The organism is Sinorhizobium sp. NG07B, from assembly GCF_002532005.1.
In the GTDB taxonomy this organism is placed as follows: Bacteria; Pseudomonadota; Alphaproteobacteria; order Rhizobiales; family Rhizobiaceae; genus Sinorhizobium; species Sinorhizobium fredii_C.
This window is the reverse complement of record NZ_NWTD01000012.1, coordinates 1-17,227: the sequence shown is the minus strand read 5'-3', so window position 1 is coordinate 17,227 and position 17,227 is coordinate 1. Positions and strand designations below refer to the sequence as shown.

Below are 17,227 nucleotides of genomic sequence, written 5' to 3'. Positions count from 1 at the left end.
CATAATTTTGGTAGGGCTGTTTGCCTGTTCGGCCGCGCAGCCGGTGCCTTTCTAGCATCGGCGAGAAAAGGAGCATTGTGAGTGCTTGAATTTACACAAGAATGGATGACGATCACGTTCCCGGCCGCGCGATGGTCGCCCAGATCCTTCCGCCGCTGCCGGCGAAGAGCGAGTTCTTTCTTGTAATGGCCTGGGGCCGGATTTTGCTCGTTCAACGATGTTGGAGTCGACTTCGATGCGGCCGTCGGTCAGGAAGCGCTCGAAGATGGCGCGACGCGAGATGGCATAGCGAAGCGCCTCGGCGAGCCTCGATTTGCCGGAGACCCGCGGCAGGGTCTTCTGCCAGAGAGCGAAGAGGTCGGCGACGATCGCGGCGGAGGTTAGGGGTTTTGCCGCGGATGGTCTCCTCAACCTGCCAGAGCTTCGCCATCCGCTCGACTGTCTCGGTTGCGACCCCGGGACATGCAGCTCATAGAACTTGCGCCGAGTGTGTGACCAGCAGCCAACGCTATGGCATCCACAACCCCTACATCGCGGCGCGATCAAGGGCCTGCTACCGCATGGGCCGCATAATGTCCGTGACGTGCTCGCCACGCATATCCTCAAACAGACGGGCTCCTACGAGCAGGCGAGCTATGCCATCCAGGACACCCCCGAAATGGTCGCCAGTCACTATGCCGCTTCCTGCCATAGGACAAGGCCGCGCTTGCGGCCCGCATTCTTAATGATCAGCTCCACGCACGGGCAGAGTGAAAAGGACCCCTTAGCCCGCGGCGAATGATATAATGCTTCGTCGTTTTCATCCCCTAACCCATTGTTTTATTGCGCTGACCGATATCGCTACGGGCTGGACCGAGTGCGTGCCGGTGCGGACCCGCGAAAGCGGCCTCGTGATCGCTGCCATCAAGCAGGCCCGCTCGCAGTTTCCATTTCCGCTGCTTGGCGTCGACTTCGACAATGACAGCGCCTTCATGAACGAACTGGTGGTCTGCTGGTGTCGAAGCCAGGGATTGGAGGTGACCCGTTCGCGCGCGTATCGAAAGAACGATCAAGCCTGGGTCGAGCAGAAGAACGGTGCGATCGTGCGAAGGCTTGTCGGTTACGGAAGGTTCGTCGGCGCGGAGGCGACGACAGCGCTGGCTCGCCTCTATGAGGTGGTGCGTCTGCATGGCAACCTGTTCCAACCTTCGTTCAAGTTGCGGGAGAAGACGCGGATCGGCGCTCGTGTCATCAAACGCTACCATCCGCCCGTGCCGCCTGTTGCGCGGGTGCTGGCCCATTCCGGTGTGGCCGAGGCCGACGAGGATCGGCTCCAGGCGATGTTGGAAAGCGCGGATCCAGTGATACTGTTTGCCGGGATCCGCGCCGCCCAGGAGGAGCTCGGAAGGCGGGTCGATCGGCGTGGCCTAAACGCCAGATCCGAAGAATCGGTCGCCGTCGATCTGCAACGCTTCACCTTGAGCCTGAAGACAGCCTGGCAGGTTGGGGAGAAACGGCCGACACATCGGCGGCCATATCGACGGACCAAGCCTTATCCGAAAAGGCAGAGCATGCTGGAGCCATTCGAGCCCCTGATTCGAGCGTGGCTAGAGGCGGATCCGGCGGTCTCGGCAGCCTCGGTCCTGGAGCGTCTAATGAGCGTCGATCCGTCACGCTTCACGAAGAAAAGCCTGCGGACGGTGCAAATGGCCGTCAAGGCTTGGCGATCGAAACAGCCGGGCAGATTATACTCGATGGAGACTGGATGAAGCGCGCGCCGTTCTCTTCTCCCGCCGCGGCAGGAGAAGAGAACGGCCATCTCAGCGCACAAAACTTCGGTAACATTCCTGGATGAGGCAATAGGGGGGGTTAGTTTTTCATTTCGCCCGACAGCAGAAATTGATCCAGTTCGACGATGCCCCGAAAGCTCCCGTCCATTAGCGGACAAATCCGGACCCGTTAAGGTAGTATGAGCACGTAGCATTACGTTTGAAAGGGGTAGCGGACGCTGTGGGGGTCGGGGACTGTCGATGTTGGAAGCGGAACCGATTCAGCGATATGAGCGACACAGTCAGCGCATATCACGCCCGCGCCGGCGCCTTCGAGGCCCAATACGAGAGCGTATCGGCCGAAACAGTGCACTCTGCGTTGCTCGAATACATTCGCCGTGATTCCAATCTGATTGCCCTGGATGTTGGCGCAGGGTCCGGTCGGGATGCGGCATGGCTCGCTTCACTGGGCGACGAAGTGGTGGCGGCCGAGCCGGCTACCGGCATGCGCGTCGAGGCGCAGCGGCGCCATCCTGACCCGCGGATTCGGTGGCTCGATGACCGCCTACCGGATCTGGCCGTTGTGCATCGCCTCGGCCTCGCATTCGACCTGATCCTTCTCAGTGCCGTATGGATGCATGTACCACCCCCTGCAAGGGCGCGAGCTTTTCGCAAGCTTTCGACCCTGCTCAAACCCGGCGGCGTCATCCTCATCAGCCTGCGTGAGGGTCCGTCCGAGCCAGACCGAACGATGTGGCCGGCACCGGTTGGTGAGGTGGAGACTCTCGCCCGCACTCACGGGCTTGCTGTTTTGCGAGTCGTTACCGGCCAGGACCAGCTCGGCCGCAATGAGGTGCGATGGACTGGAATATGTCTGCGCGTGCCAGATGATGGAGCCGGCGCTCTCCCGCTGCTGCGAGGTATCATTCTAAATGACGAGAAGTCTTCTACCTACAAGCTCGGCCTTCTCCGGGCGGTGGCGCGGGTCGCAGACGCGACGCCCGCGCTCGCCGTTCAGCACGCCGACGAGGATGTAGTCGACATACCCCTCGGAATGGTCGCTTTGAATTGGATCCGCATGTACCTGCCGCTCGTCAGCGCTGGGCTACCGCAGACGCCCGGCAACTCAGGGCCGGACGGCTTGGGCTTCGCCAAGGCAGGCTTCCGTGAGTTGTGAGCCTACAAGATCGTCGGCCAGGACCTGCGTATCGGGGCGCGTTTCATCGGTGACCGAGCTGCCGCGGTCGCGCGCGCATTGGCAGAAGTCCGTCGCACCATTGTCGACATGCCAGCCAACTACACCCGGTTCCCGAACTCAGAGGTAAGGGTTTTTCGGGCGGCCCCCTCCACCGCGCCGTGCCTCAGAGCCGACCTGACGCTGGACCGCGAGGTGCTCGCAGCCCACGGCAGCCTCACGGTTCCAGGCCATATCTGGCGCACTCTTCAACGACTCGGGCCATGGGTCGAACCGGTGCTGGTTGACGAGTGGCGCGCCTTGTGCGCGCTTACGGCGAACGGATGGGTCGTCTCTTATCGTATGGCGAAGTCGAAGCTGCACTCGCTTGGCTCGACCCGGCCCGAGATACTCTTCTCGCACGATCAACGGCTAAGCGCATGCTCGAGCAAGGACGGCCGGTCACTTGCGTGTGGACCGGTGCACGGCTCGGTCCAGGAATGCTGGACATTGATCACTGCCTGCCTTGGTCGGTCTGACCATGTGGCGATCTCTGGAATTTGCTTCCAGCCTCACCGCGGGTCAATCAGCACCTAAAGCGCGATCGGCTGCCCTCGGCGTCAGCTCTCGCCGCAGCGCGGGAGAGCATCGTCGCATGGTGGGAGCAAGCCTGGCTCCCTGACGAGGCGCTTCAGCGCCGGTTCGAGCGAGAGATCGTGGCGGCGCTCCCAGTCGGCACCGGGGCCTCCACGGAAGACATTTTTGCCGCCCTTGAATGGAGGCGTCTACGCCTGCGGCAGGACCAGCAAGTGCCGGAGTGGGCAGGCGTTCGAAAAGTGGCTGTCGAAGATTCGTTCTGACCCAGACGGACTGCAGGCGCCGGATTAACTACTTTGTGTAGCTTTTCGCAAACACGCCCCCGCGTTTACGATCTTCGCGCGAAAATGGCGGAGAGGGGTATGCAGTATCGCCAGAAGTCGGTGCTTTTCGCTGCACCTGGACTGGTTATCGGGGTGGTCGCGGTAGCTGCTGCCGGCGGCATGACGGTGGGTGATGTCGAGGCGCCCGAGCTGCTGATCGCCGCCCTGTTTGTCGGCGTTATCGTCGGCATGGCCATTGAGCAGCTCCTGTCCAACATGCGGAGCCAGGAGGCGGTCATCCGTCACCCGGATATAGCCGATGTCCAGGCGCGGCCAAGGAGTCGATCACGCTGGCAGGGAAAACGCAGCGGCCCGAAGTTGGTCGCCGGGCCCCGGCTTCCGACGCCTGTCCCACAGGGGCCGAAAGGATTCGATGCGCCCGAACAATTACGGATCGTAATGGGCGCGAACTACGTCATTCAACCGCTCCTCAACAAGAGTGAAGCGCGCGTTTTCAAAGAGCTTGACCGCATCGTGATTAGCCGCAATCCGACTTGGCAGGTGATGGCACAAGTCTCGTTGGGGGAAATCATCCATAGCGAGGATCCGCTCGCGCACCGTTGCATCAACTCGAAGAGGGTAGACCTGCTGCTGGTGGACGGTAACTGCCAACCTCGGCACGCTATCGAATACCAGGGCGGGGCGCATTACCAGGGTGACGCAGCCGCGCGCGATGCCGTCAAGAAAGAGGCGCTACGACGCGCTGGGATCGGCTACTACGAGGTTGTGGCTGGCCACACGACGCCGGCAGAGCTTCGGCAGTTGATCGAGAAGTTGGTGGACAAGCCGAATGTCAATTAGCGCTCTGCCTCCGTCGACTGATTCTGTGCATCACCGGCCTACCCGCGCCGAAACAGGCACGGCCGCCCGCACATTCAGCCCTGCCCGCCGTATGGCGGAAACGCGAGCGCACCGCGATGACCAGCGCGTCCAGACCATCGTTGACGCACTGCCGCCTTACGTTGAAAGCCGATACAAGCCCGCCGGATTGAAGCGACTGCAGGTGGTTAAGCTCGCTTTGCGAGTGCAGTTTGTCGCCGCATCAAGTGTACGACGCATGGCCGACGCTGATCTCGCGCTCCAGATGGAAACCGATGAATGGACCGGACCGCGCCAGCCATTCGTCATCTAGCAAGACACAGGGCATGAGAGAACCGGAAGCCCGCCCTTGACGCCGAGACCTCTATCAGCAACTTTAACTTGAAGAATCTGTTGGGGGTCTGATGTCTACGATTGAAGAGAGCCTGCGCGCGATATCCGAACGCGTGAAATCGCATTCCAGTACCATGGCAACGGAAGAGGCGGTCAAAACTGCCGTAGTCCTGCCTTTTCTCCGGTCGCTCGGTTACGAGGTGTTCGATCCTACCGAGGTTATCCCTGAGTTCACGGCTGACGCCGTGGGAAAAAAGGGTGAAAAGGTCGACTACGCGATCAAGATTGATGGCGAGATCCGGATCCTGATTGAGTGCAAACCGATTTCGGTGACGCTGGAAAAGAAGCATCTGGACCAGTTGTATCGCTACTTCAGTGTGACGAACGCCAAGTTCGCCATTCTCACCAACGGCCGGACGTTCAACTTCTATACAGACCTTGAGGCTCCCAACAAGCTCGATACGCGGCCCTTCTTCGTGTTTGACGTTACCGATTTCAATTCGGGAATTGTCACCGAACTGCGGAAGTTCGAGAAGGCGTCTTTCGACGTATCGGCCATCCTCGCGACCGCCGAGCGCCTGAAGTACACCTCCGGTGTCAAACAGGTGATCTCCAAGCTTATCGAAGAACCTTCCGAGGACTTCGTTCGGCTTGTCGCGGGGACCGTCTACGAGGGCAGAATTACTGCCCAGGTGAAAGAAATGCTGACGGGGGTCGTACGGACAGCATTTCGCGACGTGATAATGGACTCGGTCAAGAACCGCCTTTCCAGCGCTCTTGCGGACACCGAAGAAGTAATCGAGAAGATCGACGAGCCGGTGGAGGAAGAGCCTGAAGTCGTCACGACCGAAGAGGAGCGTGAAGGCTACATGATCGTGAAGGCGATCGTCCGTGACACGATCGCACCCAACCGCGTGGTCATCCGCGATCAGAAATCCTACTGCGGCATCTTGATCGACAACAACAATCGGAAGCCGTTGGCGCGGTTGCATTTCAACCGTTCAGTCAAGTACATCGGCCTTTTCGATGGTGAAGCGGAAGAGCGGCTCATCGTCGACTCTCTCGATCAAATCTACGATCACAGCGATCGTTTAAGGGCGACTGCGAAGAAGTACGCGGGCGAATAACACCCACCAGGGACAACATAACAACATTACCGGATTCGGGCCGCTGACGTTGTCCTCAAGTGTTCCCCTGAGTTGTTTTTTCTGTGAGTGAAGCGCGGTTTGCGTCAGGTTTATTTTAGTCGAAGAATTAAGCCTACGGTCGAAGCCCTATCGTTCTTTCACTTCTGGGGGACGCCGTGCACTACGTGAATTCTGCAAAACCTCGCTGGCTTAGGGACTTGCTCGCTTCCTTCCTCTGAAAAGCCAATGTCCAGACGAAGTCCGGTCATACTTTACATCGTATCGGTTGGTGCTCGATGGGTCGCGAGCGCCTACGGCTGATCAGTCCGCTTCTGGGCGCGTTCTGGCCTCTGAAAGGGATTTAGTCGCGCGACACTGCCCGACAGAACCCCATCAGGCGCCGTATCCGGCACTTTAAACATCTCGCCTTGAACGGATTCGAACTGCAGACCCGCAAATGCCCGAGAACGGAGGACATGCTCGGGCGTTTTGGGGCTCTGCATTCTTAATCGAGTTGCCCTGCAAAGAATGGCTAGATCCAGATGACACCATAGTCGCCCTTCGCTATGGAAGAAGCGAGCGGGGGTCTTCAAGACCGCCCGTTCCAGAGTCGATACATTATGCGATCTTCTTGGCCCAGAACGTGAACATGCTCGGAACAAGCCCTGCATTGGGCTCGTTGCAGGGGGTGGTTCACGGGTGTGTTCTGGATTATCAAGCCACGCGTCTTCGGGCGCCCGTCATTTTTTGAGGAGTGTTAATCGATGCATATTAGATTTCGATAATCTCTATTACGGAAAATATCCCGCACGCTTCAAGGGGTGATCGATATGTTGGAAGCCATTTCGTCGGTCGATAATTTGTACGCCTTTGCCGCCTTTATTGTTGCATGCGCCATTCACCTCTACGCCGAGCGCCTAAGGAAAATCGAGGGCCGAACGATCCGAGTGTGGTTCTACAGACTGCTCGCGGTGTGCGGAATTGGTATCGTGCTTTGGATCGGCGTGCCCGTTGGTTCATTTCGGGCCTGTGACGGCGAAAAAGACGCAGGGTGCCCACGCGAGTCCGTGCGCGCGTCCTGCGGAACCAACATTCAAAATTGGGCTGAGCTAATTTGCCGGGACAGGTACCTTGCTTCGCGGGCTCATGTGACGAGAATCAACGTAAGAGACGGCAATAAATGCGGATATGGGCAGTACGATGTTTCCTGCAGAGTGCCGTGGCTACCGAACTTTAGCCGCCCACCAGACTAGTTTAGGCAGAACGGCTTGCCCTCTCTCTCCTGTTCGCGTTGACGGGCAGAATGTCCCGTCGATGTTTCTAAGCCTCCATGCCGGAAGCACGGTCAAAGCCGCGCTTTAGGCGGGCCTTGACGCAAGCCCGCCGTCTGCCGGGCATCCCCTCAATCGATTTCGTCGGCTGGCAGATGATATCTGCGCCCACGCTTGAAGGTGAGCAGGGACAAAACTGGGGCTTACGCGATGAACGGCACCATCTTTTGATTATCTGGAAGTTGATAATTTGCCACGGGAGAAGTTCAGTGCATCCGGAATTTAAATCGTACTCAGAAGCGCTCCATCCAAAGTTTGAGGCGCTGATCGCGATGCCTCCGGTGTCCGCCGGAAATTTGCCCAAGCAAATGCCCGCGCGCGGCGTTTATCTCTTCAGCGAGGGGAAAGATAAGCGCCGTCCCTCAAGTACCCCCTCGGCGATGCTATGGCATACGCCTCCACCAAAACTCCGCTTGCGAATGAAGTTGCATAATCCGACATTTCGGCGAATCACTTAGAAGTTGAAATGAAGCCAATAGGATGGTCAAAAGTCTCGGCAAATGCCGAATTGACCCACACGCGCGGTGTAATCGGGGAGAAGTAATGGCGCGAAAGCCACTGTTTATCGGTATTGCAGTCCACAAACCTAGGCAGATGGCCCAGCTCCCCGGAGTGCTCGAAGCAAACCGAGCGATGTGCCAATGGGCGGAGAAGCGATACGATGTCCTTTCGATCGACGACGCAAACGAACCGGTGACGATCAGACGCCTTCGGGAAATTATCACGCCGGAAGATGATGATGGAGACGCAGATCCATCGCTCTTGTTGGAGCGGCCTCGCATAGTCGTTTATTTTTGCGGTCATGGGATCACAGCTTGGCCGGACCAGTATTGGATTCTCTCCAAAGGACCGGATCAATCGGCCGAACGAATTAGCGCAAACGCTTTACGAGATATCCTGGCGTCCTACGATCCTCGTCAAATTGCTTTAATCAGTGATGCCTGCCGACAAGCTGCACCTCTGCATGGGGCTGGGAACGGCGTTTTTGACACCTTGGCCGGCAATTATCGCAATCCTCAGAAAGATATATTCTACTCGTGCCGTGATGGCGCAAACTCATACGCTGTACCTTCTGCAGAAGGTGGGCCCGCATATCTCGTTTTCACTTCTGTTCTGCTCAAAGCGCTCACAAAGCCAGATGGCACGAACCTTGATCGTGCGCTGCTACAACTGAATCGGCAAGCTGTAACGAGTCAAAGCCTCTCCGATTACCTAGAAGAAAATGTTCCCGTCAAGGCGCTCGCAGTTGATCGAGCTCAAGCCGCTCAGTGTGATGCCGGGTTTCGACCTTTCGAGCACATCTATGAAGAGTTCGCACCGCTGTATGGTGCGCCGCCGGACCCTGATGTCGGCGAAAGATTGTCGGAACAACCCGGCCAGGCCGACGACGATACAATGCCGCTACCTCCTCCCGACCGAAACGACCTCCCGGCAATACAGGACTTTGTCGCGAAGAGCTTTCAAGCTGCAGAGCACAGTCGCATGAGACGCCAGTCGTTTCGCCTTGAAACATCATTGTCGGACTGGCGTGCGCCTCTCGTGCAGCGGGTTGGCGCGTTGTTGCGCGACGACGGAGTATACGACGAGTCCTTCGTTGTTCTTGGAAGTGACCGTGCCCGTTTGATGTTTGAAGACGACAGATCGCGCCGCTTACGCGAATTCGGTCGCGATCTGGGCATTAATGCTTCTGCTTTCACCGTCCGTGACAAAACAGAGCGCACTATTTGTGCGCGGCTCAACTATCGCGCGATCTGCCTATTGCCATTTTACCGCAATATGCACGCGATTGCGGTAACAAGTCCGGCCCGAGACGGGCTCCAAGTTGAGCTTTTGAGCTGGATTTCCGTCTACGGAGACGAAGACCGACCGCAATTACTAAACTCGGCGAAGGCGCTCGACGCTTTAGCAAAGGGCAATCTGAGGGCAGTCGATGCTAAAAGGCTGGCTGGCCAAATTCGTTTTGCAAAGCATCTGGATCCAATGATGGGTGTAATCGCAGGATACCTCTACAACTCCGCGGGTGACATAGATAATATTCGCCGTGTAGCTTACTACTATGCCGATCATGGGCAGCCCATCCCGTTCGACATTGCAATGCTAGCTCGTCTGCCGCTTATCGATGACAATGGCGGTTTCCGCACGCACGTACCATCAGTTCCTCAGGCAGAAAATCTGGAGGACGGGGCCCCGAGGTTTACGCTGAATCGGACTAGGGCTGCAGAAGGTCGCGTCGGTGGCGTTTCTCCGATTTTGCGTGCCGGGTGGCCGTATTTACGCGCCAGCTCTCACCCGTTTCACAAGATTTGCTGGAAGAATATCGATCGGCTTGGATCGTCATCCATTTCTACTTTCGTGGGCAAACGCGTCAGCTCGGAAATTGCCAACGCATTTGGAGAGATTTTCTCATGAGACTGATATTCATCCACGGCATCAATAACGAGAGTCTGACGGTTGAGCAGATCCGAAACAGCTGGTTCGGAGCGTTGGAAGACGGCTGGCAGCGATTGGGATTGACTACACCATCCCAACTTTCCATTGAAGCGGCCTACTACGCAGATATTCTAGCTCAAGCGAGTGGCAACAGGCCGCCCGCCGTTGAGATGGGCTTACCTGTCGAGGCTAACTCTTGCTTAGCTATCGAATTCCTAAGGTCATACGCGGAGATGGCGGGAGTTTCAGAGCATGAACTGAGAGAGGCGGCAGTCGAAGAAGGTTTACCGCAAGAGGCCGTAGCACAGGGGATCCCCCACGAGGGGTGGGTAATTGCATTTGCAAGAGCTCTTGAACACGTTCTTCCGACAAAAGGAAAATACGTTGCCAAGCATTTCCTGAGACAAGCCGCGATTTACATTGGCGATTCAGTTCTTGCTGAAAAGATTGCGGACACGGTTGCTAAGCAGGTATTCTATGACAAGCCAGATCCGATGGTTATTATTGGTCACTCGCTGGGCTCTGTAGTCGGGTACAGGTTGCTCGCGAGCGACTCGATGATGACCCGCGACATTCCGCTATTTGTGACCTTGGGGTCTCCGCTCAGTGTCGATATGTTCAAGCCTATGTTGCCAAAGCGGGGACTTTTTCCAAACCCGCCAATGGCACGATGGCTTAACGGACGAAATGAGAATGACTTTGTCACCCTAGGCAAGCCCATCAACAAAAAGTCGATCGGCTTTGAAGGTGTCGACGATGAGATAGACGTCGTCGATAATTCGGGTGATCGCCATGACATTCACGCCTATCTGCGAAGTCCGAAGATCGCACAAGCAATCCATGATGCCGTGACCACGAACTGATGTGACTTGGCATCTAGCGTGGATCGACTAGCCGGAAAGGGTCTTTTAAAGAACGTGGCTGCACGTCCGATTGCTGCGCCTCTCGTGCAGAAACTCACCCTATACCTACACGATAGAAGGCTTTGACATTCGATGATCATTGGCCTTGGAAGCGACCTTGTGAACGCTGAGAGAATCCGGCGTTCACTTGCTGGTCTCGGGCAGCGCTGGGTGACCAAGATCCTCGTTCCAGTCGAGCTTGAAAGGGCTCCATCGTGGAACGACGCCCTTTATGTCGCAAAGCTCTTCGCCGCAAAAGAGGCTTGCTCAAAAGCCCTCGGAACGGGCATGACGGATGGCGTCCATTGGCACAACATTGAGATCGTTCTGCCGAATACAGTCGCATTATCTGGAGCTGCGCTCCATCGACTGAACGCTATTACCGAAAGTGGGCACAGGGGGCGCGTGATACTTGACGTTTTCTGCCGAGACAATGTCTGCGGTGCGATTGCAGTTGCATTTCAGATCCCGCAAAACGATAGGGAGTTGACTTTTCCCACACGATTGTCATCATAATGTTGGATTTTCGAACATGAAGGTGTGCCATGGATGCGACCGTTAGTGATCTTGCCAAGCAGTTTGATGTCAAGTTACCAGAATTACTCAATCGACTACGTGATTGGTTCGATGCTGAGACAACTTCGATCGACGATATAATTGCCACGTCAGCACCGAGCGGGACAGGAGGATCAATCGTATCTGCGAGGCCTGCAATCGACTCGAAGCGCGTCGTCGACGCTACCGTTATTACCGAAGAGGTTTTGGGCATCGAGCTTCCCCCGGAAATCATCAAGCCGGGCGGTTACGAAAGCTTTGAGGAGATGACGGATCATCTTGTACCGATGTTGAAGCGGGTCTTTACAAAAGAAATCAAAGTCAAAAAGCCGCTCGTGAGGGCTGCAGCGTAGGTGATCCAATGGCGAACGAAGAGGAGCGGTGGCAGAAGATCGGCGAGCGGCTGAGAAAAGCACGCGAATATGTGGAACTCAAGCAGGAGGAAGCAGCACAAGCAGTGGGTATATCGAGGACTGCGCTTTCGCAGATTGAGAATGGCAAGCGCAAAGTCGATGCGGTTGAACTAAGTAGTTTCGCCCGACTTTACGGACAGACAATCGAACACTTGTCAGGTGATGCCCAAGAAGAAGCTGTTCCTGATAGCGTTACTGCGCTGGCCCGCGCTGCAAAGGGATTATCGACGGAAGATCAGGACGAACTGCTTCGATTTGCACAATTTCTCCAAGCCAGGCCTGTGAAAGATCGAGACAATGGCTAGAGCAGCTGCTTCTCTTGCTCGGTTACAGGCAGTGGCAGCCGCAAAACGGGTGCACCGCGGTCTTGACCTCGAGCAAAGAGTGATCGAATCTGGCGGCCAGGTCGATATTTTCGACGCGATTGCCGAACTAGATATCGCGTTGATCTTCAAACCACTGACTTCGGCACTCGGCTTCTGTCTTCCAGCGCCATTGCGCGGGATCATGGTGACCACCCTCCGGAGCTTACAGATCCAGCGCTTTACGGCAGCCCATGAGCTCGGACACGTGATCTTGGAGCATACCGGCAGTATCGATAGAGAGCAGGAAATTTTGGCCCGTGATCCGTTTTCTTGGGATAAGGGCGATCTGCAAGAAATTCAGGCAGAGGCGTTCGCAGCCGAGTTTCTTCTGCCTCGGTGGCTCTATATTCACCATGCCAAAACGCAAGGTTGGGGCACTTCCCATCTTCGTAACCCGGACATCGTATACCAGCTGTCGCTTCGTATGGGTGCAAGTTACTCTGCAACTTGCTGGGGGCTGGCGGGCCATCAGATCATAAACCGAGCAGACGCTGGGCTATTGGCTCTCTCTAAGGTTGCGCACATTAAAAATGCTGTCGGTAAATCGTTCCGTCCGGGGAATTCTTGGGCTGACGTGTGGCGCCTTACCCGCAGGGATTCGGGTTTGAGTGTCAATGGAAATCCCGATGACCTCGTCCGATTCGATCTCGATGAGATGGTCGACGGCGGATACCAATGGGATTTCAGCGAACTGAAGAGTGCCGGATATGAAGTGCTGGCCGATGAATCCAGCTTTTCTCGAGATCCGCTGCATTACGGTGCGCCTGCGCAGCGGACAGTTATCGCCCGTCCTCTTGGGCCCGGCGTGACCCGCATCCGGTTGCAAGAACGTCAAGCAGGCAGCGAAGAGGCAGATGAAGATTCCCAATTCCAAATGACCCTGGCCCTCGAAGGTAAAGAGGATAGTGGTCTGTCGCGAGCGGAGCGGCGACGGAGAGGGATTAGATTTTGATCGCCGCTGTTGTCGATTTACGCGGACAGTTCCCTGCTCCTACAACGCAGGGACGACGCAACTGCTGCCTGGCATTTGCAGCATCAACTGCGCATGAGCACGCTCGAGGTGGCGCCTTCTCATTGTCGGTCGAGTATCTCCATTTCCAGTCAGTGGCACGTTCGCCTGGGGCAAATCCTGATAGGGGCGCGACCATGGAGGCGGTCGCTTCCGCAGTAATGAAAGATGGACAGCCTACGGAAGCGGTATGGCCCTTTCAGAAGGCACAACTATATCCGCCGGCATGGGCGCCCCCGGCTGATCTGGGTAAACTCTTCCACGCCGACGCCAAGGTCGGAAAGCTGGACTTCGAAGAGATTTGCGACCTGCTAGATGGTGGCCTCGTCGTTGTCTTAGGGATCATCATCACCGACAACTTTCGAGTTCCGGACCAATTCGGGAAGATCGAAGTATCGCCGACAGATATCGAACGCGGCGGCCATGCAGTGCTTGCAGTTGGTCACGGCCTTGACCAAACGGGGCATCGATACCTCCTAATTCGAAACAGTTGGGGTGTGACTTGGGGTATGGACGGCCATGCGTGGGTGTCTAAGGCGTATCTCGATGATCAGGTGTACGAAACGGCCATATTGTCCATGGGAGGAAACTAATGGAACTAATCAAGGGGAAAAGTACTCCCGAAGTCTGGCTGCGGGCATGCGAATATTTGGCCAAAACAACAGGCCATGAGGACTTCGACGTTATCTTACACATCACCGACCCCTCCCCACTGTCTAAACCCGATGCGAGGGTCTTGGCTGGCGTTGACAGCTTTCTGGTGAGACACGGCGGCGCCTCAGTGGATACCGTGGCCGAAACGATTTTCCCCCTGCAAGATTATCTCCGCGGCGGAAAGAACGGTGTATTCGAGGTCTATCCCGAGAGAATGGCTAAGATTCACGCTGCGAGAAAAGATCGGCAGTGGGGAAACTACGCCATGCGAATCTTACGTCAGAAGGATAGGGATGGAACGATCTACAACCCGTTGAAGGATCTGCTGAAGAAAATTCAGGACCATGGTGATTACAAAGCTACCTTCGAGCTAGGCTGCGGCCACGCACTGGATGGTGCCGAAATAGATGTTTGCGGCTCCGAAGCCACCGGTGACGATATTGCTATATACAATGGTGCGGCCGATAGGCGCCCGATGTATGGCCACCTGCCTTGCTTGATGCATCTCAGCGTCAAACTCCACCATGGGAAGGTTAGGTTGAATGTTACCTATCGATCGCATTATTACGTGCAGAGGCTGCTCGGGAACCTTTTAGGGCTTGCTCGACTGCAGTATTTTCTTGCGCACGAGGCCGGGTTAAATATCGGTCCCCTAACGATAAACTCCACATATGCCAAGCTCGACACAGCAGCCGGGAAGTGGAGCATGCGCGATATCAAAGAATTGCTTGCGGCAAGTCGCGAGCTCTACACGGTTGAGGAGACTGCATGACCAACTTTGATACCGGCGCGCGTTTTTCTGCGGAAAGCTTCATCTATGAGCTGCAGCTCGAGCAGCTCCGCCATGACGAAAGCTTCCACAAGGATGTGGTGATTCTGCCATTGGCGGAACGGGTCAAACACATGGCCTTGCATAACGGAAAATACGTTGGCTATTTTTTCGAAGCTGATGACGACGACCGCTTCGCCACGGTGCTCACGGATGCGTTCATCATAACGCTAGCTACTGCGAATACGCTCAACCAGGATCTAGGCAAGTCCCTGTCTGAAGATTGGGCAACAATATCTGGGCTGGCCGACGTGCCCTACCCACACCCCCCGGGCCGAGATGGATTTATCAAGGCATATGCGATTGCGGCGGGATTGCTCTCAAAGGCATGCGAGTCATGGGACCATTTAGAGATGGCACCGTTCAATTCAATGATGCGAGAGAGCAACCTATCACTATTCAGGATCGTCGTGGGTTATGCCGCCGCGACGAAGCTCGACATCGTCGATAGCTATCGAAAGCGCCTCAGATTTATCGAGCAACGATCAATCTTCCATCGATCTCTGGTGAACAGGGGCTAAGAATGTTCTGGGGCAACGAGGAACTGAAAAGGCAGCTACAGCATCTCATCGCACCCTATGATCCTAAACTCTTGGATAGGGCCACCTATCGTTTAACGATCGGGGCTGAAATCTATGTCTCTCCGACAGGAGTCGGCAGTGATACAAAACTAAAGACGAAAAAGCTTCTTGCGGCTGGAGAGCACTTCCAGATCCCGGCCGGCCAGTTTGCGTTGTTGATAACCGAAGAGAGCGTCTCGGTACCACAGGACGCACTTGCCTTCATCTCAATAAGGGCTGGTTACAAATTCCAGGGCCTGGTCAACGTCTCTGGATTTCACGTCGACCCCGGGTTTAGCGGACGTTTAATTTTCTCCGTCTTCAACGCTGGCCCAGGTTCCGTTCACCTTTCTCGTGGAGAGGATTGCTTCCACATCTGGTTCGCTGATCTCCGTGATCACACGCAAATGGGCGAGAAAACTGGATACGAAGTTATTCCGCCTGCGCTCGTAAAGCATATCGCTGAAGGCGTGCAATCACTCTCGAGCCTAGAAACCAAGATCAACGAAACCGAAAAGAAACTCGCTGATCGATTGGTCTCTGTCGAAAAGCAGCAGTCGATAATGTGGTGGCTAGGCACCCTGCTTCTGGGGGTTGGAATAACAATCTTAGTCACGTCATTCAAAAAAGCTCCAACCGCCCCTCCGACTGCCCATGCTGTAAGCAATCCGCCTCTTTCGGTACACGTTCCACCGGCGTCACAAGCCGGGTCGACTGTGCCAGATCCAGTGACCGAGCCGACTCCACAAGGGTCGGGCACTTCAAGCAAAACACTATAGCTGTTGGTTTACGCCGTTTCTCCCTTCCAGGGAGTGTCTTAACGGTCTATGGAAGGACCGATATTAGGGCGGACATCGCATGGAATTTTCACCGATCATTGACACGTATTGGCGCTTTGCCCATGAGCGCCAGCAGGTCTATTTCAAGCGTCTACAGGACCCTTACGGCCCATGGACGGATGACCCGATCATTGATCGATATCGCTTCACCAACGCTTATCGGGCGGCCGATCGCGTGAGTCAGTACCTCATCCGGCATGTTCAATATGATGATGCCCGATCGCAAGACGTCGAAGAGATCTTCTTTCGTACGCTGATGTTCAAGATCTTCAATAAAATCGAGACGTGGGAGCGCCTGGAACGCGAAGTCGGGCCTCTGTCTTGGGCACACACTTCTCTCTCGAGCATGTCTGACGCTCTGGACAGAATGATGTCGGCAGGTCACACGATTTATTCTGCAGCATACATCATGCCAGCACCGAGGTTGGGCTTTGTGAGAAAACACGCAAACCATCTCGCTCTGGTCAGGTTGATGATGGGAGACGGGTTGCCCGCGAAGATTGCTAAGGCCGCCACACTTCGTGACGTCTTTGAGATGCTAGTCCCATATCCTGGCCTCGGGCGCTTCCTCGCTTTCCAATACGCGATTGATTTGAACTATTCATCCATGTTGGACTTCGATGAATCCAACTTTGTCATAGCAGGTCCAGGAGCGCTCGACGGCATAGCAAAATGCTGCGTCGATACCGGCAGGCTATCCGCTGAAGACATTATTTATGCGGTAACCGAAAGCCAAGCTGCAGCTTTTGCACGATTGAGCCTGGATTTCAAAGGGTTGGGAGATCGGCCTCTGCAGCCGATAGACTGCCAAAATCTGTTTTGCGAGATATCCAAATACGCACGCGTCGCACATCCAACTGTAGCGGGCGTTTCAGGACGAACCCGTATCAAGCAACAATACCGGCCAAGCAGTAGGGCAACAGAACAGCCATTCTTTCCACCACGATGGCAAGTTGAGCTAGATATTACCACGTTCCCAGCCCCTGCCGTGAATCGCCAGATGTCTTTGTCCTGGACTGGCTGACTTTTTAGGCTCTACCGTCAGTCGGCTGGGCTCTCTTTCATGCATTACCCCTAATCTCCCCCTGCCCGTAATCTCGCGCAGGCCGAGCTCCGAAAACGATCCGCCGCGCCGCCTGCGGCGTAACCATACGGCCGAGGCCGCGGTGGCTTCGATTTCGCTAGGGGGCGTTCAAATTAAAGAGCTGCAACGCCCTCG

Annotated in this window: 16 protein-coding genes and 2 pseudogenes; 17 read left to right on the top strand and 1 reads right to left on the bottom strand. The window is 55.9% G+C overall.

Going from position 1 to position 17,227, the window contains the following annotated elements; genetic code table 11:
* Positions 1-127: 127 nt before the first annotated feature.
* Positions 128-504 (bottom strand): annotated as a pseudogene (locus CO664_RS30865) (transposase); the annotation flags it as partial.
* Between CO664_RS30865 and CO664_RS31365 the strand changes: the two are divergent.
* The 17 genes and pseudogenes from CO664_RS31365 to CO664_RS25410 all read left to right on the top strand — a co-directional run.
* Positions 504-693 (top strand): annotated as a pseudogene (locus CO664_RS31365) (hypothetical protein); the annotation flags it as partial. The pseudogenes CO664_RS30865 and CO664_RS31365 sit on opposite strands and share 1 nt — an antisense overlap.
* Before the next feature lie 92 nt (positions 694-785).
* Positions 786-1,748 carry a hypothetical protein gene (locus tag CO664_RS25490; RefSeq protein ID WP_234819993.1) on the top strand — a complete coding sequence of 321 codons (963 nt, stop codon included), beginning with the start codon at positions 786-788 and terminating at the stop codon, positions 1,746-1,748.
* A 289-nt stretch (positions 1,749-2,037) separates the two neighbouring features.
* Positions 2,038-2,925 carry a class I SAM-dependent methyltransferase gene (locus CO664_RS25485; protein WP_176536673.1) on the top strand — a complete coding sequence of 296 codons (888 nt, stop codon included), beginning with the start codon at positions 2,038-2,040 and terminating at the stop codon, positions 2,923-2,925.
* A gap of 956 nt (positions 2,926-3,881) precedes the next feature.
* On the top strand, positions 3,882-4,643 hold the full coding sequence (locus tag CO664_RS25475) for a DUF2726 domain-containing protein (protein WP_097540268.1): 762 nt from the start codon (positions 3,882-3,884) through the stop codon (positions 4,641-4,643).
* Between the two features lie 422 nt (positions 4,644-5,065).
* A complete protein-coding gene (locus CO664_RS25465; protein WP_176536672.1) occupies positions 5,066-6,121 on the top strand; it encodes a type I restriction endonuclease in 1,056 nt (351 codons plus the stop codon).
* 1,369 nt (positions 6,122-7,490) lie between these two features.
* On the top strand, positions 7,491-7,910 hold the full coding sequence (locus CO664_RS30400; protein ID WP_141471783.1) for a hypothetical protein: 420 nt from the start codon (positions 7,491-7,493) through the stop codon (positions 7,908-7,910).
* Positions 7,911-7,995: 85 nt separating this feature from the next.
* Positions 7,996-9,861 carry a caspase family protein gene (locus CO664_RS25460; RefSeq protein ID WP_097540267.1) on the top strand — a complete coding sequence of 622 codons (1,866 nt, stop codon included), beginning with the start codon at positions 7,996-7,998 and terminating at the stop codon, positions 9,859-9,861.
* Positions 9,858-10,745 carry a hypothetical protein gene (locus CO664_RS25455; RefSeq protein ID WP_097540266.1) on the top strand — a complete coding sequence of 296 codons (888 nt, stop codon included), beginning with the start codon at positions 9,858-9,860 and terminating at the stop codon, positions 10,743-10,745. Before CO664_RS25460 ends, CO664_RS25455 begins: the two co-directional genes overlap by 4 nt.
* Positions 10,746-10,877: 132 nt before the next feature.
* Positions 10,878-11,300, top strand: coding sequence for a holo-ACP synthase (locus CO664_RS25450; RefSeq protein WP_097540265.1), 423 nt, complete (start codon positions 10,878-10,880; stop codon positions 11,298-11,300).
* Positions 11,301-11,329: 29 nt separating this feature from the next.
* Positions 11,330-11,692, top strand: coding sequence for a hypothetical protein (locus CO664_RS25445; RefSeq protein ID WP_097540264.1), 363 nt, complete (start codon positions 11,330-11,332; stop codon positions 11,690-11,692).
* Positions 11,693-11,700: 8 nt separating this feature from the next.
* Complete coding sequence (locus CO664_RS25440; RefSeq protein ID WP_097540263.1) at positions 11,701-12,057, top strand: helix-turn-helix transcriptional regulator; 357 nt, start codon at positions 11,701-11,703, stop codon at positions 12,055-12,057.
* Positions 12,050-13,069, top strand: coding sequence for an ImmA/IrrE family metallo-endopeptidase (locus CO664_RS25435; protein WP_097540262.1), 1,020 nt, complete (start codon positions 12,050-12,052; stop codon positions 13,067-13,069). The genes CO664_RS25440 and CO664_RS25435 overlap by 8 nt, the downstream gene beginning before the upstream one ends.
* Before the next feature lie 194 nt (positions 13,070-13,263).
* A complete protein-coding gene (locus CO664_RS25430) occupies positions 13,264-13,719 on the top strand; it encodes a C1 family peptidase (RefSeq protein ID WP_097540261.1) in 456 nt (151 codons plus the stop codon).
* Positions 13,719-14,552, top strand: coding sequence for a hypothetical protein (locus CO664_RS25425; protein WP_097540260.1), 834 nt, complete (start codon positions 13,719-13,721; stop codon positions 14,550-14,552). The genes CO664_RS25430 and CO664_RS25425 overlap by 1 nt, the downstream gene beginning before the upstream one ends.
* On the top strand, positions 14,549-15,130 hold the full coding sequence (locus CO664_RS25420) for a hypothetical protein (RefSeq protein ID WP_097540259.1): 582 nt from the start codon (positions 14,549-14,551) through the stop codon (positions 15,128-15,130). The genes CO664_RS25425 and CO664_RS25420 overlap by 4 nt, the downstream gene beginning before the upstream one ends.
* A gap of 2 nt (positions 15,131-15,132) precedes the next feature.
* Complete coding sequence (locus CO664_RS25415; protein ID WP_097540258.1) at positions 15,133-15,948, top strand: deoxycytidine triphosphate deaminase; 816 nt, start codon at positions 15,133-15,135, stop codon at positions 15,946-15,948.
* 79 nt (positions 15,949-16,027) lie between these two features.
* The gene (locus CO664_RS25410) at positions 16,028-17,032 is read left to right on the top strand and encodes a nucleotide kinase domain-containing protein (protein ID WP_158254896.1); all 1,005 of its coding nucleotides are present in this window, start codon (positions 16,028-16,030) and stop codon (positions 17,030-17,032) included.
* Positions 17,033-17,227: the final 195 nt, after the last annotated feature.

Bases quoted from the DNA above. Each gene is read 5' to 3' on its own strand.
- CO664_RS25425 (WP_097540260.1), top strand. From the start codon at position 13,719: ATGGAACTAATCAAGGGGAAAAGTACTCCCGAAGTCTGGCTGCGGGCA.
- CO664_RS25460 (WP_097540267.1), top strand. From the start codon at position 7,996: ATGGCGCGAAAGCCACTGTTTATCGGTATTGCAGTCCACAAACCTAGG.
- CO664_RS25420 (WP_097540259.1), top strand. From the start codon at position 14,549: ATGACCAACTTTGATACCGGCGCGCGTTTTTCTGCGGAAAGCTTCATC.
- CO664_RS25440 (WP_097540263.1), top strand. From the start codon at position 11,701: ATGGCGAACGAAGAGGAGCGGTGGCAGAAGATCGGCGAGCGGCTGAGA.
- CO664_RS25415 (WP_097540258.1), top strand. From the start codon at position 15,133: ATGTTCTGGGGCAACGAGGAACTGAAAAGGCAGCTACAGCATCTCATC.
- CO664_RS25455 (WP_097540266.1), top strand. From the start codon at position 9,858: ATGAGACTGATATTCATCCACGGCATCAATAACGAGAGTCTGACGGTT.
- CO664_RS25445 (WP_097540264.1), top strand. From the start codon at position 11,330: ATGGATGCGACCGTTAGTGATCTTGCCAAGCAGTTTGATGTCAAGTTA.
- CO664_RS25430 (WP_097540261.1), top strand. From the start codon at position 13,264: ATGGAGGCGGTCGCTTCCGCAGTAATGAAAGATGGACAGCCTACGGAA.
- CO664_RS25475 (WP_097540268.1), top strand. From the start codon at position 3,882: ATGCAGTATCGCCAGAAGTCGGTGCTTTTCGCTGCACCTGGACTGGTT.
- CO664_RS25410 (WP_158254896.1), top strand. From the start codon at position 16,028: ATGGAATTTTCACCGATCATTGACACGTATTGGCGCTTTGCCCATGAG.
- CO664_RS25465 (WP_176536672.1), top strand. From the start codon at position 5,066: ATGTCTACGATTGAAGAGAGCCTGCGCGCGATATCCGAACGCGTGAAA.
- CO664_RS25490 (WP_234819993.1), top strand. From the start codon at position 786: ATGCTTCGTCGTTTTCATCCCCTAACCCATTGTTTTATTGCGCTGACC.
- CO664_RS25450 (WP_097540265.1), top strand. From the start codon at position 10,878: ATGATCATTGGCCTTGGAAGCGACCTTGTGAACGCTGAGAGAATCCGG.
- CO664_RS25485 (WP_176536673.1), top strand. From the start codon at position 2,038: ATGAGCGACACAGTCAGCGCATATCACGCCCGCGCCGGCGCCTTCGAG.
- CO664_RS25435 (WP_097540262.1), top strand. From the start codon at position 12,050: ATGGCTAGAGCAGCTGCTTCTCTTGCTCGGTTACAGGCAGTGGCAGCC.